This window comes from Streptomyces sp. ISL-36 (assembly GCF_018614205.1).
Lineage (GTDB): Bacteria > Actinomycetota > Actinomycetes > Streptomycetales > Streptomycetaceae > Streptomyces.
Genome location: NZ_JAGGOS010000019.1, coordinates 728 through 22,741, shown reverse-complemented (window position 1 = coordinate 22,741; position 22,014 = coordinate 728). Strand labels below are relative to the sequence as shown.

The following is a 22,014-nucleotide window of genomic DNA, read 5'->3' as shown; positions in this document are numbered from 1 at the left end:
TCACCAGGCGCCTTCCGGGTCGGGGGCGTGCAGCGGGTTGGGGACGCGGCCGAAGCGGACGTCGAACTCCTCGTCGCGGTCGACGCGTTCGAATCCCTCGCCCGCGAGGTGCTCGCGGTTCAGGCAGACCCGTTCGACGTCGGGGGCGAACAGGTCCAGGTCGGGGTAGCGCTTGGCGTCCTCGGGGAAGCGGTCGGCGTGGGCGCGGATGATGGCGCGGACCTGCTCCCACATCGCGGAGCGGGAGTAGCCGAAGTCGTCGTGGGCGATCTCGGCGAGGAAGCGGATCTGCCCCGAGAAGACCGAGGAGAACAGCGACTGCGCCATCAGCGGGGCGGGCCAGCGCAGCATGTCCTTGCGGGCCTCCTCGCCCAGCGTGTCGTGGATGGGCAGGTCGGTGTCGACGAGGTCGACGCCCTGGGCGAAGTCCTTGATCATCACGCGGAGGGGACGGCCGTCCGGGTCGGTGATCAGAACGAGGTTCTGGCTGTGGGGGCAGAAGGCGACCCCGTACCGGTAGAGCCAGTGGAGGAGCGGCGTGAGGATGAGGTCGTACAGCTTGCCGAACCACTCCTCGGGCGTCATGCCCGAGGTACGGATCAGATGGGCGACGACGCTGTCCCCCCGGTGGTCGCGGTAAGGAAGCGTGGCGAGGGAGATCGCCCGCTCGTCGGCGCCGACACGGGTGCGCAGCGGCTCGCGCCACAGCACGCCGAGCGTCTCGTGGAAGCGGTACGGCAGATCCGGCAGCGCGCCGAAGAGCGGGTGCCGGACGGAGACCGCGGCCACCTCGCCGAGGAGGTCGAAACGGTACTCGTCGCGCAGCAGCTCGTCGTTCTCGTGGATCGACAGCAGCCATTCGGTGACGGCGGGGCCGGCCAGGGTGGCGGCGGAGTTCAGGCCCCGGTAGACGAGGGTGTTCCGCACCGAGCAGGCCGTCTTGACGTCCCGGCGGGTGGGGTGGGTGACGTTCGCGAGCGTGCGGACGGTCTGGTGCGCCACGTAGGTGTCGGCCGAGTCGCCGAGCAGGACGATGCGGCCGGTGGCGATCTCTGCGGCGTAGAGGGTGCCGATTATCTCGTCCCACTGCCAGGGGTGGATGGGCATCCATACGAAGTCGGCGGGGTCCGCGCCGGTCGCGGTGATGCGCTCGGTGAACGCCTCGCGGGTGTTCGCGTCGAGCTCCTCGGCCCGCAGGGTGTTCTCGTCGAGGCCGGGTACGGAGCGGAAGTTGGCGAGTTCACGGTGGACGGCGGCCCAGCGCACGGGGAACGGGGTGCGTGCCTCGGGGGCGAGCCGTTCCCGGTCGGCGGCGGAGAAGCCCACCCGGCCCTTGTTGACGACGATGCGCGGGTGGCCGGTGAGGTGGCCGTCGGCGAGGTCGTAGGGCAGGGCGGCCAGTTCGGCTGCGGTGATCGGCACGGCCAGGCGCAGGGCCTCGTTGGCGACGGTCGAGGTCAGCTCGCTCAGCACGTCGGCGAGCCGCATTCCGGCGAGGCCCAGGACGGCGCGGGCGTCGGTGACCAGGACGCGCGGGTCGTCGGCCGGTGCGGTGGCGCCGTCGGCGGTTTGGCGGGTGGCGGAACCCGGGGTGACGACCCAGCAGCGGAAAGCGCCGTGACGGGCGCGGAAACGATACGTCACACCGTCGGCCAGATCGAGGCGCCAGGCGGGCTCGGTGCCCTCCGAGACGGGCTCGGGGTCGGCGACCGGCTCGAGGAGGAACTCGTAGGACAGCTCGCCGAGCATCTTCTCGGTGATCAGGGTGCCGGCCCGTTGCCAGGCGAGCGCGCGGTCCCGCGGGGATGTCTGCTCGGTCACGAACGTCCTCCGGTGCTGGTGGTGGTGAGTTCGGCATCGTGGTCCGGTGCGGCGAGACCGCCGAGGCCGAAGGTGGTGAAGGCGGTGCGCTCGGGCAGGAGATACGTCTCCTCGCCGGTGAGGGAGTTGAGGATGACGGCGGATCGCCAGGCGGCGAGCCCGAGGTCGGGGGTGCCGACGCCGTGGGTGTGGCGTTCGGCGTTCTGGACGTACACCGACCCGCCGATCTCCGGGGCGAGGCACAGCCGCTGCCGCTCGTCGACCTCGGGCCGGCCGGCCGCGTCGCGGACGATGTACGGCCGCAGGGCGGCGAGCAGGCCGTCGACGGGCCGCTCGCGGTAGCCGGTGGCGAGGACGACGGCATCGGTGACGAGCCGGCCGCGGGCCTGCTGCTCGCCGTGCTCGACGTCCAGTTCGATCCGATCGCCGGTGCGGGCGGCCCGCTGGACGGCCACGCCCGGCGTGAGGGTGACGTCGGGCCAGGTGCCGTCGAGGCCGCGGCGGTACAGCTCGTCGTGGATGTCGCCGAGCGTGTCACCGCTGACGCCCTTGTACAGCTGCCACTGGCTGGGCAGCAGCCGGTCGCGGGTGGCTTCCGGCAGGTTGTGGAAGTAGCGGGTGTAGTCGGGGGTGAACTGCTCCAGGCCGATCTTGCTGTACTCCATCGGCGCGAAGGCCGGGGTGCGCGCGAGCCACGTCAGCCCCTCGCGGCCCTCCGGGCGGGCGCGCAGCAGGTCGAGGAGGACCTCCGCGCCGGACTGCCCGGAGCCGACGACGGTGACATGGCGGGCGGCCAGGAGCCGGTCCCGGTGGGCGAGGTAGTCGGAGGAGTGCAGGACGAGCGTGCCGGGGTCGTCGGCGAGCGCCCGCAGCGGCTCGGGCACGTGCGGGGCGGTTCCGATCCCGAGCGCGAGGTTCCGGGCATACGTACGCCCGACGGCCTGGGCGTCGCCCTCCGCGTCGAGACGGGTGAAGTCGACGGCGAAAGCGCCCTGTCCGGTGTCCCAGCGGACGGTGTCGACCTGGTGGCCGAAGTGGACGGAGGGGAGTTCCCTGCTGGCCCAGCGGCAGTAGTGGTCGTACTCGGCGCGGTGGATGTGGAACTGCTCGGCGAAGTAGAAGGGGAAGAGGCGCCGCCGCGTCTTGACGTAGTTCAGGAACGACCAGCGGCTGGTGGGCTCGACCAGGCTCACCAGGTCGGCCAGGAAGGGGACTTGGAGCGTGGCTCCCTCGATGAGGAGGCCGGGGTGCCAGTGGAAGGCGGGCCGCTGCTCGTAGAAGGCGCTGCGCAGCCCCGGTACACCGTCGGCGAGGGCGGCGAGCGAGAGGTTGAACGGCCCGGTTCCCACCCCCAGGAGGTCGAGGGGCTCTTCGACGGGTGGGGGCGTCATCGGGATCCTCCGGTGGAGCGGTCGGCTGGTGCGGGAACGGTGGTGGCCGCGGCGGTGTCGGTGACGAGCTTGAGCAGTCCGTCGAGGTCGACGGCCTGGGTACGGGGGTGGAGCAGGGTGGCCTTGAGCCACAGCCGCGGGGTGCCGTCGGCGTCCTCGGCCCTGGCGCGGCCGAGGACGGCCCGCCCGGCGGCGAGCAGGTCCCGGCGCACGGCCGCGACCAGGGCGTCCCCCGCGTCGCCGGGCAGGTGGTCGGCGACGGTGGGCCGGAACAGCACGGTGCTGATGCCGACGTCCCCGGGCCGTCGGCGCAACGCCGGGTGGGCGTCGATCGCGTCGGCGAACTCCTCCGCCGTACGGACGCAGTGGTCGACGAGCGCGCCGAGGCCCCGGCGGCCGAGCGCCTGCATGGTCGCCGCGATCTTCAGGGCGTCGGGCCTGCGGGTGGTACGGATCGACCGGCCGAGCAGGTCGGGCAGTCCTGCCTCGGTGTCGTCGTTGGCGTTGAGGTAGTCGGCGCGCAGCGAGAGTGCGTCGAGGGTCGTGGCATCGGCGACGGCGAGGACTCCGGCGGCGACGGGCTGCCAGCCGAGTTTGTGCAGGTCCAGGGTGACGGAGACGGCGTGCTCGAGACCGGCGAGGCGGGGGGCGAGCCGGTCGCTGAACAGCAGCGGCCCGCCGTAGGCGGCGTCCACGTGGAGTTCGGCCCCGTGGCGGGCCGCGATCTCGGCGATCTCGGGGAGCGGGTCGATGAGGCCTTCGTCGGTGGTGCCGGCGGTGGCGACGACCAGGGCGGGTCCGGGGCCGAGTTCGGCCAGGGCCCGGTCGAGCGCGGCGGGCACCATTCGGCCCGCGCGGCACTCGACGGTGACCGGTGTGGGCAGGCCCAGCATCCAGGCCGCCCGGTGCACGCTGTGGTGGGCGTTGGCCCCGAGGAGGATCCGCACCGGGCGGGTGCCGAGCGCCCGCGCGCGTTCCCGGCAGAGGAGCAGGGCGACGAGATTGGACTCCGTACCGCCGCTGGTGATCAGGGCGTCGGGGTTCGGGGCGCCCGGGTGGACGAGTGCGGCGAGGGCTTCGGTGGTGCGCTGCTCGACGACCCCGGCGGCGGGAGCCTGGTCCCAGGAGTCCATGGAGGGGTTGAGCGCGGAGGCGGCGAGGTCGGCGGCGACCGCGACGGCGAGCGGCGGGCAGTGGAGATGGGCCACGCAGGCCGGATCGGACGGGTCGGCCGCGCTGGCGGCGACCGCGCGGACGAGCCCGCCGAGCGCGGCCTCTGCGCCGATCCCGTCCTCGGGAAGCACCGGTCCGATCAGGGCGTCCACGGCGGCGGTGACCGCCTCGGGGCCGCCGACGGGCAGGGGCCCGCTCCGCTCGGCCACGCCCTCGGCGAGCGCGCCGAGGACGGTCCACGTCAGTGACCGCAGGACGTGGGGACCTTCGCTCCCGCCGGCGACGGCGGTCTCGATGCCCCGCGGCCGCCGGGGGTGGGACGGGTCTCCCCCGCCGAGGGCCTGGGCGGCGAGGGAGACGTCGACGGGAGCGGCCAGGGCGTCGGGGGCGGCCTGGGCGTGGGGAGCGGCCTGGGTGTGGGGAGCGGCCTGGGCGTGGTGGGCGGCCTGGGCGCCGGGGGCGGCCAGAGTGTGGGGAGCTGCCTGGGCGTCGGGGGCGGGGTGCTGGTGCGTCACGCGGCACGCTCCACTGTCTCCACGGCCGCGCCCAGCCGTTCCAGGACCGCGTCGGCCTGGTCGTCCGTGAGGACGAGCGGCGGCAGGAGGCGAACGACGGTGTCCTCACGGCCGCCGAGTTCCAGCATCAGGCCGTTGTCCAGGCACGCGGCGCGCAGCGCCCTCGCGAAACGGGGGTCGGCGGGCAGCGAGCCGAGGCGGTCCGGTGGTCCGTCCGGGTCGACGATCTCGATCCCGATCATCAGCCCGCGCCCTCGTACCTCGCCGAAGACGGGGTGCTCCAGGGCGATCTCGTCCAGTCCGTGCCTGATGCGTTCGCCGAGCTTCTCCGCCCGCTCGGTGAGGTGTTGTTCGGCGACGGTCCGCAGCGTGATCCGGCCGGCGACCATGGCGAGGGTGTTGCCGCGGAAGGTGCCGGTGTGGTCCCCCGGCTCCCAGACGTCGAGGTCGGGGCGGTAGGCGATGAGGGCGAGGGGGAGCCCGCCGCCGACCGCCTTGGAGGTGACGAGGATGTCGGGGGTGACGCCGGCCCGCTCGCAGGCCCAGAAGTGGCCCGTACGCCCGATGCCCGTCTGGACCTCGTCGATGATCAGCAGGACGCCGTGCTCGGCGGTGATGCGGCGGATTTCGCGGAGCCAGTGGTCCGGGCCCTCGATGACGCCGCCCTCGCCCTGGACGACTTCCAGGATGACGGCCGCGGGCGTGCCCACACCGCTGCTCGGGTCGGTGAGGAAGCTCTCCAGGAGCCGGGCGGTGAACTCTCCGGCCTGCTCGGCTCCGACGCCGAAGGGGCAGCGGTAACCGTACGGGTAGGGCAGCCGGGTGACCGGGAGGGAGTCGGCCGGTCCGGGGGTCCTCATCCGGGCGGGCCCGGAGACGGCGGAGGCGCCGAGCGTCATGCCGTGGTAGGCGCCGGTGAAGGCGACGATGCCGTGGCGGCCCGTGGCGTGCTGGGCCAGTTTGAGGGCGGCTTCGACGGCGTCGGTGCCGGCGGGGCTGCAGAAGTGGAGCCGGGCGGCGTCGCGCAGCGTGCCGGGCAGGCAGGCGAGCAACTCCTCGCTGAACGCGTCCTTCTGAGGGGTGATCATGTCCAGCGTGTGGAGGGGCGCACCCGAGGCGAGGGCTGCCTGGAGGGCCTCGACGACCTCGGGGGGATTGTGTCCCAGGGCGAGGGTTCCGGCGCCGGAGAGGCAGTCGAGGTAGGTGCGGCCGTCCGCGCCGGTGACGACGGCTCCGGCGGCACCGACGGGTGCGACAGGCAGGGTACGGGCATAGGTGCGGGCGGAGGACTCTCGAAGCGCCTGACGTTCCAGGAGCTGAGCACGCAACATGGCGAAATGCCCTTCGTTCGTGGGGCGTTGGGTCATGCGTGTGAGGGCGTGACGGGCACCGGCCAGGCGTGATTCCCGGTCGATCCATCGGTTAGGTTAGCCTAACCTTGGTCATTCACAAGGTCTGTTTTCGGGCATGACCGAAAGCGGCAGCCCCGAAGGAACTGCCGCTGAGGGAAGAGAAGTTGAACGTCGAAGAGCCAAAAAGCGAAGGGCGAAGGGCGAGGGGCCCGGGTCAGGCGTCCACGGGTTCCACCGCCCGACGGTGGCGGCCGAGCGGTACGACGACGAGGGCGCCGCACTCCTCGTCGTACCGGACCCGTGCCTTCAGCTCGAAGACTTCGCGCAGCAGGTCCTCGGTGAGCACCTCCGAAGGCGCCCCCTGGGCCACGATCCGGCCGTCCTTCATCGCGACGAGCCGGTCGGCGTAGCGCGCGGCGAGCGACAGCTCGTGGAGCACCATCACCACCGTCCGCCCCGTGTCCCGGTGCAGCTCACGCACGAGGTCCAGGACGTCGATCTGGTGGGCCAGGTCGAGATGGTTGGTCGGCTCGTCGAGCAGCAGGACCTCGGTGTTCTGCGCCAACGCCATGGCGATCCAAGCACGTTGCCGCTGACCGCCCGAGAGCTCGTCCAGGGTGCGCTCGGCCAGGTCGTACGTCCCTGTGCTGCGCAGCGCCGCTTCCACGGCCGCCTCGTCGTCGGAGGACCAGCGCCGGTACCAGCTCTGGTGCGGGTGCCGACCCCGGGCCACGAGGTCGGCGACCGTGATGCCCTCGGGGGCCTCCGGGGACTGGGGCAACAGGCCGACCAGGCCGGCGACCTGGCGGGTCGGCATGGTGTGGACGGGCCTGCCATCCAGCAGGACGTGCCCGCTCTTCGGGCGCAGCAGCCGGCCGAAGGAGCGCAGCAGCGTGGATTTGCCGCAGCCGTTCGGCCCGATCACGGCGGTGACCGACCCGTCGGGGATGTCCAGGTCCAGCTCGTGCACGACCGTACGGTCGCCGTAGGCCAGGGACAGCCTCTCGGCCCGCAGCCGCACGGCCGGCCGCGGTGCGGTCGTCGGCCGCGTCGTCGTCATCGTCATGTCGGTCGGCGTGGTCGTCGGTGTGGTCGTCGGTGTGGTCGTCGGCGCGGTCGTCGGCGCGGGCTGGGTCGTCCGGCTCGCCTCTGTCATGATTTCCGGGCCTTTCCGCTCCGTACGAGCAGGTAGAGCAGGTAGGGGGCGCCGAGCGCGGCGGTGAGGATGCCCACGGGAAGCTCGATCCTCCCGAAGGCGGTGCGTCCCAGGACGTCCGCCCAGACGGTGACGGCGGCACCGAGCACGGTCGAGGCGAGCAGCGGCGGGGTGCCGGTTCGCAGCAGCCGGACCGCCAGTTGCGGGCAGGCGAGGGCGACGAAGGCGACCGGCCCCGCGGCGGCGGTCGCGGTCGCGGTGAGCAGGACCGCGATCAGGAGCAGCCCCGCTCGGCTCGTGTTCATCCGTACGCCCAGCCCGCGCGCCGTGTCCTCGTCGAAGTTCAGCGCCCCGAAGGGGAAGGAGAGGACGAGGGCTACGGGCAGCAGGACGGCGAGCGCCCAGCCGACGGCCCGTGCGTTGTCCCAGGTACTGGCGTTGAGGCTGCCGGTGAGCCAGAGGATCGCCCGGCCCGCGTCGACGATCGACGCCTTGACGAGGAGCCAGGAGATCACGCTGGACAGGACGGCCTGCACGCCCACCCCGACCAGCAGCATCCGGTAGCCGGAGAGGCCCCGCCGCACGGCCAGGACATAGACGACGGCGGCGGCCAGGAGCCCCCCGCCGATGGAGGCGGCCGGTACGCCGATCTCCGCGAGCGATCCGCTGACGCTGCCGTACTCCCCGCCGAGGACGATGACGGCCACGGCGCCCGTCCCCGCGCCTGCGGTGACCCCCAGGATGTCGGGGCCGGCGAGCGGGTTGCGGGCGACGCCTTGCACGATGGCGCCCGCGAGGCCGAGGGCGGCACCGACGAACGCTCCGGTGGCGGCCCGCGGTAGGCGGAAGTCGAGGACGACCAGTCGGTCGGCCTCGTCCCCGCCCCCGAGGAGGACCCGGACGACGTCCGGGAGCGGGATGGCGAAGTCGCCGCGCCCGGTGCTGACGACGACGGCCGCGAAGAGCGCGAGGGCGGCGACCGCCGGCACGAGGACGGTACGGGGCCGCCACACGCCCGACGCCGGCCCGACGCGGAACGGCCTGTGTCCCGGCACGACGGACCGCGCGGGGTTCTCCCGGGTGGAGGTGGGCTCCTTGACGTGCACGCTCGGCTTCACAGTCGCACCGGCTTCCTGCGGCGTACGAGGTAGATGAAGAGCGGCGCGCCGAGGAACGCGAGCATGATGCCGACGGGCAGTTCGCCCGGCCGGGCGACCAGGCGGCCCAGGATGTCCGCGCCGACCATGAGGATCGCTCCGAGCAGTGCCGCGTACCCCAGCACCCAGCGGTAGTCGGGACCGGTGAAGGACCTGCCGATGTGGGTGGCCATCAGACCCACGAACCCGATCGGGCCGCAGGCGGCGACGGCCACGCCCGTGAGGAGGGTGATCGCCGCCATGCCCGTGAACCGGGTGAGCCCGATGCGTACGCCGAGCGCCCTGGCGACGTCCTCCCCGAGCGAGAGGGCGTTGAGGCCGGGGGCGTTGACGGCGGCGAGCAGCAGCCCGACGCCGACGAAGGGCAGCATCTGGACCGTGAGCTCCAGGGTCCGGCCGCTCACCGACCCGACGGTCCAGAACCGGTAGACGTCCAGGGCCTGTTGGTCGAAAATCACGACACCCGCCGTGAGGGCGGTGAACAGGGCGTGGACGGCGGCTCCGGCCAGCGCCAGGGTCACCGGGGTCGCGCCGCCCTTGGACAGTGCACTGACCAGGTAGACCAGCACGCTGGCGAGCATCGCGCCCAGGAAGCCGAACCAGACGTACCCGTACAGCGTCGTGACGCCGAGCAGGAAGATGCCGCCCGTCACGAACAGGCCTGCCCCGGCGCTGACTCCGAGGAGGACGGGATCGGCGATCGGGTTGCGCGTGTGCCCCTGCATCAGGGCTCCGGCGACGCCGAGCGCGGCTCCGGCCGTGACGGCGAGCGCGGTACGCGGCAGCCGCAGGTTGCGGACGATGATGTCCCCCTCGGTGCCGGAGGGACTCCATATGCCGTGCCACACCTGCGCGAGAGCCAGTGACTTCGTACCGAACACGATGCTCAGGACGACCACCACGGCGAGCGTCCCGGTCAGGACGAGAACCCCCGTCCAGCGTTTCCGCTCGCGTTCCGCTGCCCTGGAAGGCCGCGGCGCGATCCCCTCCCGGGGTGGCGCAGACAGCGCTTCTGTCACGATCTCCTCCGAACCCGCCCCACTGAAAGTTAGGTGAGCCTATCCTTACAGCTGCACCCCCCGTGAGAGAAGGGAACCGCCTGATGAGAGCCCGTTGGCTCAGCCGCTTCGGCCGTACCGTCGGAGCCGTCGCCGTCACCGCAGGACTGCTCGCCACCGCCGCCTGCGGCACCGACTCCGACACGAAGGACGACGCCGCGAAGGCCGGAAACACCCCCGCCGCCTCGGACTCCGCTTTCCCTCGTACCGTGGAACACGCCATGGGCAAGGCCGAGTTGAAGAAGGCTCCCCAGCGTATCGTCGCCCTCGACATGACCTTCGTCGACGCCACCCTCGCGCTCAAGGGCGAGGTGGTCGGCTACACGACGATCGCGAGCAGCGGAGCGTCCCTCCCCTCCTACTTCGGCGACGACATCAAGACGTACGCCCCGAACGCCAAGCCGGTCGGCACCCTTGAGGAGCCGAGCCTGGAGAAGATCATCCAGCTCAAGCCGGACCTCATCCTCTCCGCGAAGGTGCGCCACGAGAAGCTGTACAAGCAGCTGAACTCCATCGCACCCACCGTCTTCTCCGAGACCACCGGCGGAACATGGAAGGACAACCTGCGCCTGGTCGGCAAGGCGATGGGGCAGGAGAAGGCCGCCGACGAGCGGGTCGCGGCGTTCGAGAAGCGCGCCAAGACCATCGGCGACAGCGTGCGCAAGGCCAAGGGCGCCAACCCCACGGTCTCGGTGGTCCGTTTCGTCGACGGCCCGACCCGCATCTACAAGGAGGACACCTACGTCGGCGTGATCGTCAAGGACCTCGGCTTCGGCAAGCCCGCCGCCGCCACCGGCACCGGCTTCAACACCGAGATCTCGGACGAGGAGATCGCGAAGATGGACGCGGACGACATCTTCATCTCCCTCTACGCCGACGAGGGCGGCCTCTCCCGGCAGACCAAGGAGAAGTTCGAGGCCAACCCGCTGTGGAAGCAGCTCAAGGGTGCCAAGCACGAGGTCGACGACAAGATCTGGATGAGCGCGGTCGGGCTGTACGGAGCCAACTCCGTCCTCGACGACGTCGCCAAGACCTTCGAGGTAGACCCGGCGAAGGCCTGATCACGGGCCAGGGGGAACGGAAGGAAGGGCCGGACACCTGCGGGTGTCCGGCCCTCGCCCTCTCACGTTCTCCTGCCGTCAGCACTTCCTCGGACAGGTCGCGCAGAGCTCCTTGGGACGGATCGTGTAGTAGAGACAGCAGTTGGTCCGCGTCCGGGTGGGCTCGCCGTCCAGGTCGGGCGAGAGCCGGAACCCCGCAGCGCCCGTGAACGGCGGCGTGGAGCCCGGCAGCAGTGCGTCGGCGGCCTCCGCCGCGGCCCGGGCGTCGTCCAGCGCCCGGCCCAGGTGCCAGATACCGCCGGTGAGCTGGTCGGTGGCCATGCCCCACAGGGCGTGCGGCCGACGCCGGATGTAGGGCCGGAAAGCCTCCAGCACGGGGGCGAGATGTGCCGCGACGGCGTTACGCAGCTCGGCCCGCAGCGCCTCGGGGCCGTCGACCGTCCGTACCCCGGGGCGACCCTCCAGCGGATCACCCGGCAGGCAGGAGATCCCCTCGGCCTCCACGACGAGCTCCCGGTCCCGCCACCCGTACACGACCCGCTCCAACGGCACGCGAGGCACCCGTCGTTCGAGGTACCAGGGCCCGCTCATCGCCACGCACGCGGTGAACGCGTAGCGGTGCAACGCCCAGGTCGCGGCGACATCGCGCCGGGGGACGGCACCGTACACCTCCTCGATCCGCCGCTCCTCGGCGATGACGAGCCCTTCGACCCCACCGCGCTCCCCCGCCAGCCGGCGCCCTTCGACGTACCCGCCGACCGCCCCCTGGGCGCGCCCGACGCGGATCCTGAGGAGGGGCGAGAGCTCACCGAGCCGCCGGTACACCCCGACGAGGGGAGCCGAGCAGGACGAGGCGGGGAGGATCGGGGCCGCAGGGGCGGTCGTGAGCGGCACGGGTCAGCTCGCCTTCCACAAGAGCTACATGAGGTAAGGCTTACCTTATAACTCTTCCCGCTGGGATGCGCGTTGGCCACGTCGTGCGGTGTCAGAACTGGGCCGTGGCCACCATCAGCGCCGCGGACCCACGACGGCCTGCGGATCCTCGCCTCCTGGGCGAGCACGGACACCAGCTCCTCACGGTCGGCGGAGCAGTCGCACGACCGGCCGGACACGGCCTATACCTAGGACTACCGCCGGGCCGTCCGTTTGAGGGCTCCTGGGAGGGCTAGACGCCATGTGCGCGGGGGACCCGCTACTCCACCTGTGGGATGGAGGAACCACCATGAGCACCACGGCACCCGGACAGCAGCACAGGCTGGAGCCCGACGAGGACATCCTCGAACAGCTCCTTGAGCAGCACGACAGGATCCGTCAGCTGTTCGCCGAGACCCTCGACTCCGAGGGAGAGGCAAAGCAGCAATGCTTCGACGAGCTTCGGGCCCTGCTCGCCGTTCACGAGACCGGTGAGGAGATGGTCCTTCGGCCTGTGGCGAAGCGCATCGCCGGCAAGGATGAGGCCGCGGCACGCAACGAGGAGGAGTCCCGGGCCAACGAAGCACTCGCCGAGCTCGAAGACCTCGACGTCCACAGCGCCGCGTTCGACGCCCGCCTCCGTGCTTTCCAGCAGGAGGTCGAGGACCACGCCCGGCATGAGGAGCAGGAGGAGTTCCCGGCCATCCGCGCCGAGTGCGAGATCGAGGACCGGCGCGCCATGGGCCGCCGCCTGCAGATGGCCGAACGGATGGCCCCCACCCACCCCCATCCCGGCACGGCGGGCTCGACGGCCGCGCAGTGGACGGTCGGGCCCTTCGCCTCGCTCCTCGACCGCGCGAAGGACGCCTTCCGGCGAACCGACAAGGGCCCGGGCACCGGCTGACGCCCGGTCAGGCGACGCCGGATCGCCCACGCCCGGATCGCCCACGCCCGGATCGCCCACGCCGGATCGTCACCCGCCGCGCCCCCGTCCGCGGGCCGGTCGGCGTCCCCGGACGGTCGGCCTGCTCGTCACCGAGCGATTCCCCCGGTGTGCTTGATCTCTTCGAGGATCCGCGCCGCCTCCACCAGAGCGGTGCCGTGCACAGGCCACTCCCCCGGATGGTCGAGGTGCCCGAACCGTGCCATGGCCGTCACCTCCTCGTGGCGGCGCGCGGCGTCCTCCAGGGAGGCACGGAGCCGGGCAGGGTCGTCCGGCCCCTGGGGCGGGGCGAGGTGGTCGAGCGCTGTGGCGGTGCCGTCCAGCAGCCCGGCGTAGGAGGAGAGGAAGTCCGCCGATACAGGCGCTTCCGTGGACCGGGGTTCCCGGGACGACGATGCAGGGGCCTGGGGCGGGTACGTCAGTGCGCGGGCGATGGACCGGACGTGCGTGCAGATGCGCTCGATCATGCTGATGGCCTCGTGACACCGCTGGAGCGATTCCTGGGCGGTGGTCCACGGGCGGCGGGGATTGAGCTTGGTGTTCTCCTGTTCCCTCTCCAGCGTCGCGCGGGCCTGCGCCGCTTGTGCGGCCAACTCCTCGCAACGGCGCGGCCAGTCCTCCTCGGCGGCCTCGACGGCGTCCCCGTCGGACGTCTCCCTCGCGGCGGTACGTGCCAGGCCCCGGAGCAGATCCCGGGTGCGGGCGGCCAGGTCTCCGACCCGCTGCTGGGCGGTGTCCGTGTGCGGCGAGGGAGCGAACGCGAAGTGCGCCGCGAGGCCGCAGCACACGCCGATGGCAGCGGATGACACGAGGTGCCCGATGTAGTCGATCCGCCCTCCGCCTCCCGCGAAGGCGAAGAGGGCCACCACCGGGACCTGCGCACCCTGCCCGCCGAGGAGTTGCAGCCGGGCCACCAGCAGGGCGATGAAGACCAGCACGCCGAGGGTCCAGGCGTGGACGCCGAGGGTGCTGCCGAATCCCGCTGCCACCGCTGTCCCGATCGCCATGGCGCCCAGATACTGCGCCGAGTCCCGCAGCGACCGGTAGACCGTGGCCTGAAGGGCCAGCAGCGCGGTGAACGGGGCGAAAGCGGTGACGGTCGGTGGCAGCAGCCACGAGGCCAGGCACCAGGCGACGGTCGCCGCGGCCGCCCCCTTGGCCTGGAGCAGCATCCCGTCCCGTGCTTCGCCGGGCCCGCGAATCGCCCCGCCGACGAGCTCGCACGCGTTTCGAAACCGGCGTCGGCACCAGGCGCCGGTCTTCGCCGTCGGCTCGGACAAGCCTTCCAGTCCTTCCTTCCTCGGAGGTCGAGGGTCTCCGCTCGTCTCGGCTCAGGGCCGGGCGCGCGGTGGAGCGGGCGGCGGCGGGCGCCGCTGCCCGTGGCAACGGCGCCCTTGTTCCGCGTACGGGATGCGAGGCGTTGACGCCCTGGCGCTTCCGCGCCTCAGGGGCTCAGGGCCTGAGGGCCTCCGGGCCTCAAGGCCTCCGGGCCTCCGGGCCTCCGGGCCTCAGGGCCTCCGGGCCTCCGGGCCTCAGGGGCTCAGGGCCGTAGGGCCTCAAGGCCTCAAGGCCTCCGCGCCTCCGGGCCTCAAGGCCTCCGGGCCTTCACCGCCTGCGGGCCTTCACCGCCTCAGGTACCCGGCTGCCCGGGCCGGCCCCGGACCTCGGAGGCGGCGTCCTCGCCCACCTCTCGCAGGCCCTGAGCGGTTTCCTGTCCCGCCGTCCGGGTCTGTTCCTTGGTGGCCTGGGCCGCTTCCTGGGCCGCGGCCCTGACCGCTTCGGCCGCTTCCGTGGCCGGCTGACGCAGGTCTTCCTTGATGTCCTGCGCCGCTTGGACCGCCTGCTGCTTCGCGGGCTCCAGCAGCTCATCGGAGTGCTCGCGCAGCTGCTCACCGGCGCGTTCCTCCGCCTCGGTGGTCGGCAGCAGTGCGGCGGCCAGCATGCCGGCACCGAAGGCCATGAGACCGGCGGCGAGCGGACTGCCCTGGGTCTGCCGCTTGACCTGGGTGGGCGCCTGGGAGAGGGCGTCGCCGATCTGGCCGGATGCCTCCCTGGCGGTCGCGGCGACGTTTCCCGCCGTGCGGTCGGCGGCGTCCGCGATGCCGTGCGCGGTGTCCGCCATGCCCCCGGTAGTCTCGCGTGCCGTTCCCATCACTCGCTCCCTCACGCCGCTCAGCCGGCCGCGGGCCGCGCCGACCCTGCGGCGCGCCACCTTGCGGGGGGTGACCTTGTCCGTGAGGAGGTCGACGTTGCGGGCCAGATGGGCACGCCGGTACTCCACGTCGCTCCTCAGCTCGTCGGGTGTCGCGCCCATCGGGCATCCTCCTTCAGTGTCTCCATGGTCTGTTCCGGCTTGAGGTTGACGGCGCGCAGGCGCTTGCGTCCTGTCGTGTACAGCACCGCCCCGACGACTCCCCAGAAGGCCGTGACGATCAGCGCCGCCCAAGCGAGGTCCAGCACGTGGGCGAGTCCGAAGATCGCCGCCAGGCTGCCCAGCAGCAGGACCAGGTGGGCGGCGTACCCGGCTCCGCCGAGCATGCCGACGGCCTTGCCGGCTTTGGTCGACTCCTGTTTGATCTCGGCCTTGGCCAGCTCGATCTCGTCGCGTACCAGCTGCGAGAGGTCCGAGCCGATCTCTTCGATCAGGTCGCCGATCGACGGTTCCTGCCGCCCGGCGGAGGTGCCGGCCGGCGGCGGGGTGCCCGGAGGCGGCCCTGGGGGCATCGGGGGCGGAGTGGCCGGAGGGGGCGGGCGGTCCGCGCCCGCCGCCGTGCGTTCTCTGTACGGAGTGACCACGCTCAGCTCCCTTGCGTCGGCCGCTGCGGGCCCTGGTGGGGCGGCGGGTTGGGCGGCGCCGCCGTGACGGACGGCCCTGGCGGGGTCGTCGGCACCTGGCCGTAGCTCGGCGTCATATGGGGCGGCTGGGACTGCCCGTACGTGTCCAGCGGGTCTTCGTAACGCGCCTGCCGGGCGTCGGTGCCGCCGACGGCCGTCTGGGCGTGTGGCGGGCTCGCCGGACGCGGAGGCACTCGCCCCTGCCCCGATGCGCCCTGCCCTGTCCCGGAGCCGGCCGACCCCGCGGCGCTGACGCCCTTGCCGACGCGCGCGGCGGCGAATCCCGCCAGGGCCGCTCCCGCCAGGAACACACCGGGCCTGCGCCTCGCGAAGTCCTGGAGGTCGCCGACGAGGCCCTCGGGTCCCTTCTGTTCGATACGGTCGGCCACCTGGCGTCCGCCGTCGGCCAGTTGTCGTACGACGCCCGCCGCGCTGGATTCCGGCTTGCCGTTCTCGCTCATCTCCCGGAGTTCGTCCGCCAGTCGACGCACGTTCTGCGCGAGGCTCCGCGTCTGGGAGTGCGCCTGGCCCTGAAGCTGTTCACGCACCTCCCCCACCAGGTCACGGGCCTGGGCCTTCGCTTCGCCTGCGACGTTCGCCGCCTGCTCCTTGGCGGTGCCCGCGACTTCGGCGGCCTTGTCGCCCACCAGTCCGGCACCCTCGCTCGCCTTGTCCTGAGCCGTTCTCGCCACCGCCTCCGACCTGCTCGGTTCCGGACGGCTCCTGTCCTGGAAGTCGCTCAAGGCTCCTCCTGGTCCATCGCAACGATCGGATGTCTGGCTTCTCATGCACCCCCCGCGTACCCCCTTTTTGCTCACATACGTGTAGGTCCTGGCTGTTGCTGGACGTCTTTTGGATGCGCGGCCGCTTCGGGTATCGAGCGCCCGAGCCGTGGAATACGTGGGGTGGCGCAGCGAACTGCCCAGCCACAGGAGGCCCACGTGTCACAGAGTCCGGAATCCTTGTACGCCCGCATCAGGCAGGAGGTGGCCGCTCGCGCGGACCGGCTCTGGGACGTGAGCCTCGCGCTGCACCGCGAACCGGAGACGGCCTACGAGGAGCACGGGGCGGCCCGCCTGCTGGCGGGCGAACTCGAACGGGAGGGCTTCCGGGTGGAGCGCGGGGTGGCCGGGCTGCCGACCGCCTTCGTCGCCCGTACGGGCTCGGCGGCCGAGACCCGGGGAGGGCCTTGTGCGGCCCTGCTGATGGAGTACGACGCGCTGCCGCTGCTCGGGCACGCGTGCGGCCACAATCTGATCGCGTCGGCGGGCCTCGGTGCGGCGCTCGCCGTGCGGGCCGCGCTCGGCGAGGTCGAGGGGACGCTGCTGGCCGTCGGAACGCCGGCGGAGGAGCGTGGTGGCGGCAAGGTCGTGGAGGTGGAGGCGGGCCTCTTCGACGGGGTCGACGCGGCGCTGATGTTCCATCCGGGTGTCTACGACTGGGCGTGGGCGCCGCTGACGGCCAGTGCGCAGGTACGGGTGGGGTTCCACGGAAGGGCCGCGCACCCGACCGGCAGCCCCACGGAGGGGATCGACGCGCTGGGGGCGCTGATCCAGCTCTTCAACACGCTCGGCGTCCTGGCCAGGCGGCTCCCCACCGGATCGCACATCCAGGGCATCGTGACGGACGGCGGCCGGGCCACGAACATCGTGCCCGAGTACGCGGAGGGCCTGTTCGGGCTGCGCGGAGGCACCACGTCGGCACTGGAGGAGCTGGTGGAGGAGTTGCGCTCCTGCGCCCAGGGCGTGGCGCTGGCCACCCGTACGAGGGTGGAGGTGACCGACGTGGGCGGCCGGTACGAGCACTTCCGCGACAACGACGTGCTGTCCGGGCTGTTCGCCGACCATCTGGAGCGGGCGGGCATCCGGTTGTCGGAGCCCACACCGGGCGTGTACCTGGGGTCGTCCGACATCGGCAACGTCAGCACGCGGTTGCCCGCGATCCATCCTTTCGTCGCCATCATGGGGTCGGAAGGATCCGACCACACTCCCCCGTTCGCCGAGGCGGCCGCCGGGCCCCGGGCGCGGCAGGTGATGCTGGCCGCGGCGGAGGCGCTGGCGTGCACGGCGGCCGACGTCCTGCTGCGTACGGACGTGACGGAGCGGGCCTGGGCGTGCCTTCGGCGGAAGGCCGCCGAGGGGCTGTGACGGCAACGGCGCGTCCGGGGCCGCTCGGCCCCGGTCCGCAGGTCCGCAGGTCCGGCTGGTCCTCGGTCGTTGGTTAGTCGTCAGTCGTCAGTCGTCAGTCGTCAGTCGTCAGTCCTCGACGGTGACGCGTACGGTCTTGACCTCGGTGTCGGCCGCGTCCGGTACGACCATGCCCGCCTCGACACCGCTGCGCAGGTAGTGCAGGACCTCGGAGTTCAGCTTCTCGCCCGGAACCGCGGCCGAAATGCCGGGCGGGTAGGGCGTGAGCATCTCGGCGGTGACGCGCCCGACGGCCTTCTCCCACGGCACCTGCTCCACGCGCCCGAAGAAGGCGTCGCGGGGCAGCATGACCTGCTCCAGGCGCAGCTCGGCCGGGTCGGGGACCTCCACCCGGGACGCGGGGCGCAGCTCGGCGGCGTGGTCGGCGACGTCACGCAAGGCGGTGATCAGGGCGTGAGCGCTGCGGCTGTCGTCCGCGTGGGTGAGCTGGGCGCTGGTGCGACGGTGGTCGGACAGGTGCAGGTTGATCCGGTGGTGTTCGCGGATCCAGTCGGCGATCCGGTACCCGGTGGTGCCGAGCGCGCTGATGTCGATGATGACCTGAAGGGGGTCGAGGTCGGCCGCGCGGCCGGGTCCGCAGAAGTCGTCGCGCCCGTGGACGTGCATGCCGTCGATCTCGGCGATCTGTGCCCGTACGGTCTTGGCCAGGGCGAGCGCGTCGTCGTAGAGGGCGTGACCGTGCTGGACCATCTGCCGACGCCAGCCGTCGAGGGCCGCGTAGACGAGTACGGAGGGGCTCGTGGTGCCCAGCAGGTCCTCACGGTTCTTGAGCACCTCGGGCTCGATCAGGTCGCCCTGGAGGTGGAAGACCGAGCCCTGTTCGAGACCGGAGCCCATCTTGTGGACGGAGGTGACGCACACGTCGGCGCCGGCGTCCATCGCCCAGGTCGGCAGGTCCGGGTGGAACGGCAGGTGGGCACCCCACGCCTCGTCGACGATGAGGGGTACGCCGTGTTCGTGGCACGCTTCGGCGATGGCGGGCAGGTCGGAACAGGTGCCGTACGGCGTCGGCGTGGTGACCAGCGCGCCCCGCGCGTCGGAGTGCTCCGCGAAGGCGGCGCGGAAGGCGTCGGCGGAGGGCGGGTGCGCGAGATGGCGCTCCGCGTCCCACTGGGGGTCCACCCAGATCGGCACGATCCCGGCGAGTACGAGGCCGGACACCACCGACTTGTGGGCGTCGCGCCCCACGAGCAGCTTCTCGTGCGGCCCGGCCACGGACAGCATGGCCGCCTTGACCGACAGGGAGCTGCCGCAGGTCGAGAAGAAGGTGTGCTCCGCGCCGACGGCGTCGGCCATCAGTTCCTGTGCCTTGGCGATGACGCCCTTGGACGAGGTCCGGTCGTCCAGGCCGCTGGTGGCGAGCACGTCGGACTGGAACACGCCGTCACCGAGGATCGTGCGTACGCGGGGGTCCGCGCCGCGCCCCTGCTTGTGGCCGGGCGGGGTGAAAGCGGTCTGGTTCTCTGCGTGGTACGCGGCCAGCGCGTCGAGCACGGGTGCCTGTGAATGGTCCATGGCACTCCGGCTTCCCTCCGAACCGGGGCAAAAACACCCCATGCATGCCCGTCGGCGCGGCGACGCCCGGCGGCCGTGGCGGTCCCGTCACGAGGCGTGCTCCGCGATCAAGAGGCATGCTCCGCGATCAGCGGGGAATTCGCCGAAGCGGAGCGGGTCGCCGCCCACCGCGGAATCGAACCGCACTGGGCGCCCTCCCCGCTCCCCGAGTTCGAGGAGTTGTCGTGACTGATTCACGAGGGATCGAAGATGACAGCGAGATTCCGGGCGTGCCGGGGGCCGGTACGGCGCGGCGGCGGGATGTGCCGCGGACCGGTGCGGTACGGCGGGGTGTGCCGCGGACCCATGAGGCACGGCTGGGCGTGCAGGGGGCGGGTTCGGTACGGCGGGCAGGCGCGATATGTGCGGCCTGAGCGGTGAGATCCGCTTCGACGACAGGCGGCCCGACGTGGCCGCGGTGGAGCGTATGACCGACCGTCTGGCCGCTCGCGGGCCCGACGGCCGGGGCATCTGGTCGCAGGGCGCCGTGGCACTGGGCCACCGGCGGCTGAAGATCATCGACCTGTCCGAGCGCGGCGCGCAGCCGATGACCGACACCGAGGCCCGGCTGACGGGCGTGTTCAACGGGTGCGTGTACAACTACCAGGAGCTGCGGGCGGAGCTCCAGGCCCTCGGGCACCGGTTCTTCTCCACCTCGGACACCGAGGTGATCTTGAAGGCCTACCGGCAGTGGGGCACCGACTGTGTCGATCGTTTCATCGGCATGTTCGTGTTCGTCATCGTCGAGAACGACACCGGCCGCGTGGTGCTGGCCCGTGACCGGCTCGGCATCAAGCCGCTGTACCTGGCCCACGGGCCGGGCCGGCTCCGGTTCGCCTCCACGCTGCCCGCCCTGCTCGCGGCCGGCGGCATCGACACGTCTCTGGACCCCGTCGCGCTGCACCAGTACCTGAGCTGGCACGCCACGGTGGCGGCGCCGCGGACCGTGCTCAACGGCGTGCGCAAACTGCCGCCCGCCACGGTGCGCGTCGTGGAGCCCGACGGCTCCTACCGCGACCGGTGCTACTGGCAGCCGTCGTACACCCGCCGCGCCGAGCACGCGGGCATGGACGCGGCCGACTGGCGCGACGCGGTGCTGGACGCGCTGCGTACGGCGGTGCGCCGCCGGATGGTCGCCGACGTGCCGGTCGGCGTGCTGCTGTCCGGCGGGCTCGACTCGTCGCTGATCGTGGCGCTCCTGGCCGAGCAGGGCCAGAAGGACCTGGCGACGTTCAGTGTGGGGTTCGAGTCGGAGGGCGGCGAGGAGGGTGACGAGTTCGCGTACTCGGACCTGATCGCCCGCCGCCACGAGACCGAGCACCACCAGTTGATGGTGCCCTCGGACCGGGTGTCGACCGCCCTGGACGGGGCGATCGCAGCCATGAGCGAACCGATGATCAGCCATGACGTGGTCGCGTTCCACCTGCTGTCGGAGCTGGTCGCCAAGGAGGTGAGCGTCGTCCAGAGCGGCCAGGGCGCCGACGAGGTGTTCGCCGGTTACCGCTGGTACCCGGATCTGGCGGCCGTCGAGCGCGAGCGGGAGCCGGAGACGTACGCCGAGGTGTACTTCGACCGGCCGCACTCCGACTTCGCCCGGATCCTCCATCCCGATCTGCTCACCGGCCACGACGAGAGCGGCCGGTTCGTCCGCGAACACATGGCCGCGCCCGGCGCGGAGACCGCGCTCGACGCGGCGCTGCGGCTCGACACCCACGTCATGCTCGTCGACGACCCGGTCAAGCGTGTGGACAACATGACCATGGACTGGGGCCTGGAGGCCCGGGTGCCGTTCCTCGACCACGAGCTGGTCGAGCTGGCCGCTGCCTGCCCACCGGAACTGAAACTGGCCCAGGGCGGCAAGGGCGTGCTCAAGGACGCGGGCCGCATGCTGCTGCCCCGCGAGGTCGTCGACCGTCCCAAGGGCTACTTCCCCGTGCCGGCGATCCGCCACATGGCGGGGCCCGTCCTCGAACGGGTGCGTGAGGCGCTGTCCGCCCCCGAGGCGCGGGCGCGAGGCGTCTTCCGTGACGAGTACATCGCCGAACTCCTCGCCGCCCCCGACCACCACCGGACGAAGCGAGGGGCGAACGCCCTGTGGCACGTAGCGTTGCTGGAGATATGGCTGCAGACACACGGGATCAACTGACCGGGCAAGCCACCGGAGCCTCGTCGGCGGCGCCCGTGCCGGTGCCGCTGGCCGACGCGGCGGGTCTGCGGGACACCCCTCAGCCGCTGATCTCGCACGGCTGCTGGTACCCGTCCGTGGACCCCACGGGTGAGCATGTGGCGTTCATCTGCGACCGGACGGGCGTTCCCCAGCTCTGGACGGGGCCGGTGGACGGCTCGGAGATCCACCTGCTCGACGCGGACCCCGATCCGGTCACCGAGGTGGCGTGGTCCCCCGACGGGCGTTGGATCGCCTACACGGTCGCCCCTGGGGGCGGCGAGCACACACGGGTGCTGTGCGTACGCCCGGACGGCACCGGTCGCAGGATCGTGGCGGGCGCGGACAGCGGCAGCTCGGCGTACCTGGGCCGCTGGAAGCGTGACGGCTCGGCCGTGGCGGTCACGGTGGCCGAGCCGCCGCCGTCGGCGGGCCACGCCCCGTGGGAGGACACGGCCGCCCGGGACCACGAGGCGGCGTTCGCGGACCTGCCCACCGGCTGGGCGGAACGCGACGGCCCGGCCACCCTGCTGGGCGGTACCCGCCGGGGCACCCTCGGCACGGACCCCGGCACCCCGGGCGGATCGGACGGTGAGCCGGGCGCCGGACCGGAAGAGCTGCTCGGCCCGACGGCCGGGCTCGAAGGGCTGGACGGCCCGACGGCCGGACTCGGAGGGCTGGACGGCCGGGCGGCCGGGCTCGAAGGGCTGGACGG

At 72.3% G+C, this 22,014-nt stretch carries 18 protein-coding genes and 1 pseudogene; 6 read left to right on the top strand and 13 right to left on the bottom strand.

Annotated features, from left to right (window positions below; translation table 11 throughout):
• The 7 genes from J7E93_RS04845 to J7E93_RS04815 all read right to left on the bottom strand — a co-directional run bounded on the left by J7E93_RS04845 (nt 1) and on the right by J7E93_RS04815 (nt 9,584).
• Nucleotides 1-1,821 (bottom strand): IucA/IucC family siderophore biosynthesis protein, encoded by a 1,821-nt coding sequence (locus J7E93_RS04845; protein ID WP_215065985.1) that lies wholly within the window; start codon nt 1,819-1,821, stop codon nt 1-3.
• Nucleotides 1,818-3,212: a lysine N(6)-hydroxylase/L-ornithine N(5)-oxygenase family protein gene (locus J7E93_RS04840; protein WP_215065984.1), complete on the bottom strand. Its 1,395-nt coding sequence runs from the start codon at nt 3,210-3,212 to the stop codon at nt 1,818-1,820. The genes J7E93_RS04845 and J7E93_RS04840 overlap by 4 nt, the downstream gene beginning before the upstream one ends.
• On the bottom strand, nt 3,209-4,681 hold the full coding sequence (locus J7E93_RS04835; RefSeq protein ID WP_215066112.1) for an aminotransferase class V-fold PLP-dependent enzyme: 1,473 nt from the start codon (nt 4,679-4,681) through the stop codon (nt 3,209-3,211). The genes J7E93_RS04840 and J7E93_RS04835 overlap by 4 nt, the downstream gene beginning before the upstream one ends.
• A gap of 215 nt (nt 4,682-4,896) precedes the next feature.
• Entirely contained in the window at nt 4,897-6,231 is a 1,335-nt protein-coding gene (locus tag J7E93_RS04830; RefSeq protein ID WP_251066054.1) for a diaminobutyrate--2-oxoglutarate transaminase family protein, read from the bottom strand.
• Nucleotides 6,232-6,466: 235 nt separating this feature from the next.
• Entirely contained in the window at nt 6,467-7,312 is an 846-nt protein-coding gene (locus J7E93_RS04825; RefSeq protein ID WP_215066111.1) for an ABC transporter ATP-binding protein, read from the bottom strand.
• Between the two features lie 92 nt (nt 7,313-7,404).
• The gene (locus tag J7E93_RS04820; protein ID WP_308367790.1) at nt 7,405-8,514 is read right to left on the bottom strand and encodes an iron ABC transporter permease; all 1,110 of its coding nucleotides are present in this window, start codon (nt 8,512-8,514) and stop codon (nt 7,405-7,407) included.
• 8 nt (nt 8,515-8,522) lie between these two features.
• The gene (locus J7E93_RS04815; RefSeq protein ID WP_308367786.1) at nt 8,523-9,584 is read right to left on the bottom strand and encodes an iron ABC transporter permease; all 1,062 of its coding nucleotides are present in this window, start codon (nt 9,582-9,584) and stop codon (nt 8,523-8,525) included.
• Nucleotides 9,585-9,667: 83 nt separating this feature from the next.
• Here J7E93_RS04815 and J7E93_RS04810 point away from each other — a divergent pair, with 83 nt between their 5' ends.
• Nucleotides 9,668-10,684: an ABC transporter substrate-binding protein gene (locus tag J7E93_RS04810; RefSeq protein WP_215065981.1), complete on the top strand. Its 1,017-nt coding sequence runs from the start codon at nt 9,668-9,670 to the stop codon at nt 10,682-10,684.
• Between the two features lie 78 nt (nt 10,685-10,762).
• Here the strand turns inward: J7E93_RS04810 and J7E93_RS37960 are convergent, their stop codons facing one another.
• Nucleotides 10,763-11,578: a (2Fe-2S)-binding protein gene (locus tag J7E93_RS37960; protein ID WP_308367784.1), complete on the bottom strand. Its 816-nt coding sequence runs from the start codon at nt 11,576-11,578 to the stop codon at nt 10,763-10,765.
• Between the two features lie 328 nt (nt 11,579-11,906).
• Between J7E93_RS37960 and J7E93_RS04800 the strand changes: the two genes are divergently transcribed.
• Nucleotides 11,907-12,500: a hemerythrin domain-containing protein gene (locus J7E93_RS04800; RefSeq protein WP_215065980.1), complete on the top strand. Its 594-nt coding sequence runs from the start codon at nt 11,907-11,909 to the stop codon at nt 12,498-12,500.
• 128 nt (nt 12,501-12,628) lie between these two features.
• Here the strand turns inward: J7E93_RS04800 and J7E93_RS04795 are convergent, their stop codons facing one another.
• The 4 genes from J7E93_RS04795 to J7E93_RS04780 all read right to left on the bottom strand — a co-directional run bounded on the left by J7E93_RS04795 (nt 12,629) and on the right by J7E93_RS04780 (nt 16,117).
• The gene (locus J7E93_RS04795) at nt 12,629-13,819 is read right to left on the bottom strand and encodes an aromatic acid exporter family protein (protein WP_215065979.1); all 1,191 of its coding nucleotides are present in this window, start codon (nt 13,817-13,819) and stop codon (nt 12,629-12,631) included.
• A 350-nt stretch (nt 13,820-14,169) separates the two neighbouring features.
• Complete coding sequence (locus tag J7E93_RS04790; RefSeq protein WP_215065978.1) at nt 14,170-14,853, bottom strand: DUF3618 domain-containing protein; 684 nt, start codon at nt 14,851-14,853, stop codon at nt 14,170-14,172.
• Nucleotides 14,829-15,335 (bottom strand): phage holin family protein, encoded by a 507-nt coding sequence (locus J7E93_RS04785; RefSeq protein ID WP_308367782.1) that lies wholly within the window; start codon nt 15,333-15,335, stop codon nt 14,829-14,831. The genes J7E93_RS04790 and J7E93_RS04785 overlap by 25 nt, the downstream gene beginning before the upstream one ends.
• 2 nt (nt 15,336-15,337) lie before the next feature.
• Complete coding sequence (locus tag J7E93_RS04780; protein WP_215065977.1) at nt 15,338-16,117, bottom strand: hypothetical protein; 780 nt, start codon at nt 16,115-16,117, stop codon at nt 15,338-15,340.
• 198 nt (nt 16,118-16,315) lie between these two features.
• Here J7E93_RS04780 and J7E93_RS04775 point away from each other — a divergent pair, with 198 nt between their 5' ends.
• Entirely contained in the window at nt 16,316-17,521 is a 1,206-nt protein-coding gene (locus tag J7E93_RS04775; protein ID WP_215065976.1) for an amidohydrolase, read from the top strand.
• A gap of 108 nt (nt 17,522-17,629) precedes the next feature.
• On the opposite strand, the gene J7E93_RS04770 is transcribed toward J7E93_RS04775, so the two are convergent.
• Complete coding sequence (locus tag J7E93_RS04770; RefSeq protein WP_215065975.1) at nt 17,630-19,096, bottom strand: aminotransferase class I/II-fold pyridoxal phosphate-dependent enzyme; 1,467 nt, start codon at nt 19,094-19,096, stop codon at nt 17,630-17,632.
• Nucleotides 19,097-19,192: 96 nt separating this feature from the next.
• Between J7E93_RS04770 and J7E93_RS37745 the strand changes: the two genes are divergently transcribed.
• From J7E93_RS37745 to J7E93_RS04760, 3 genes and pseudogenes are all read left to right on the top strand, one after another.
• Nucleotides 19,193-19,324: a hypothetical protein gene (locus J7E93_RS37745; protein ID WP_285440877.1), complete on the top strand. Its 132-nt coding sequence runs from the start codon at nt 19,193-19,195 to the stop codon at nt 19,322-19,324.
• A gap of 172 nt (nt 19,325-19,496) precedes the next feature.
• On the top strand, nt 19,497-21,281 hold the full coding sequence (locus J7E93_RS04765) for an N-acetylglutaminylglutamine amidotransferase (RefSeq protein WP_215065974.1): 1,785 nt from the start codon (nt 19,497-19,499) through the stop codon (nt 21,279-21,281).
• A pseudogene (locus tag J7E93_RS04760) lies at nt 21,254-22,014 on the top strand (PD40 domain-containing protein); the annotation flags it as partial. The gene J7E93_RS04765 and the pseudogene J7E93_RS04760, both read left to right, overlap by 28 nt.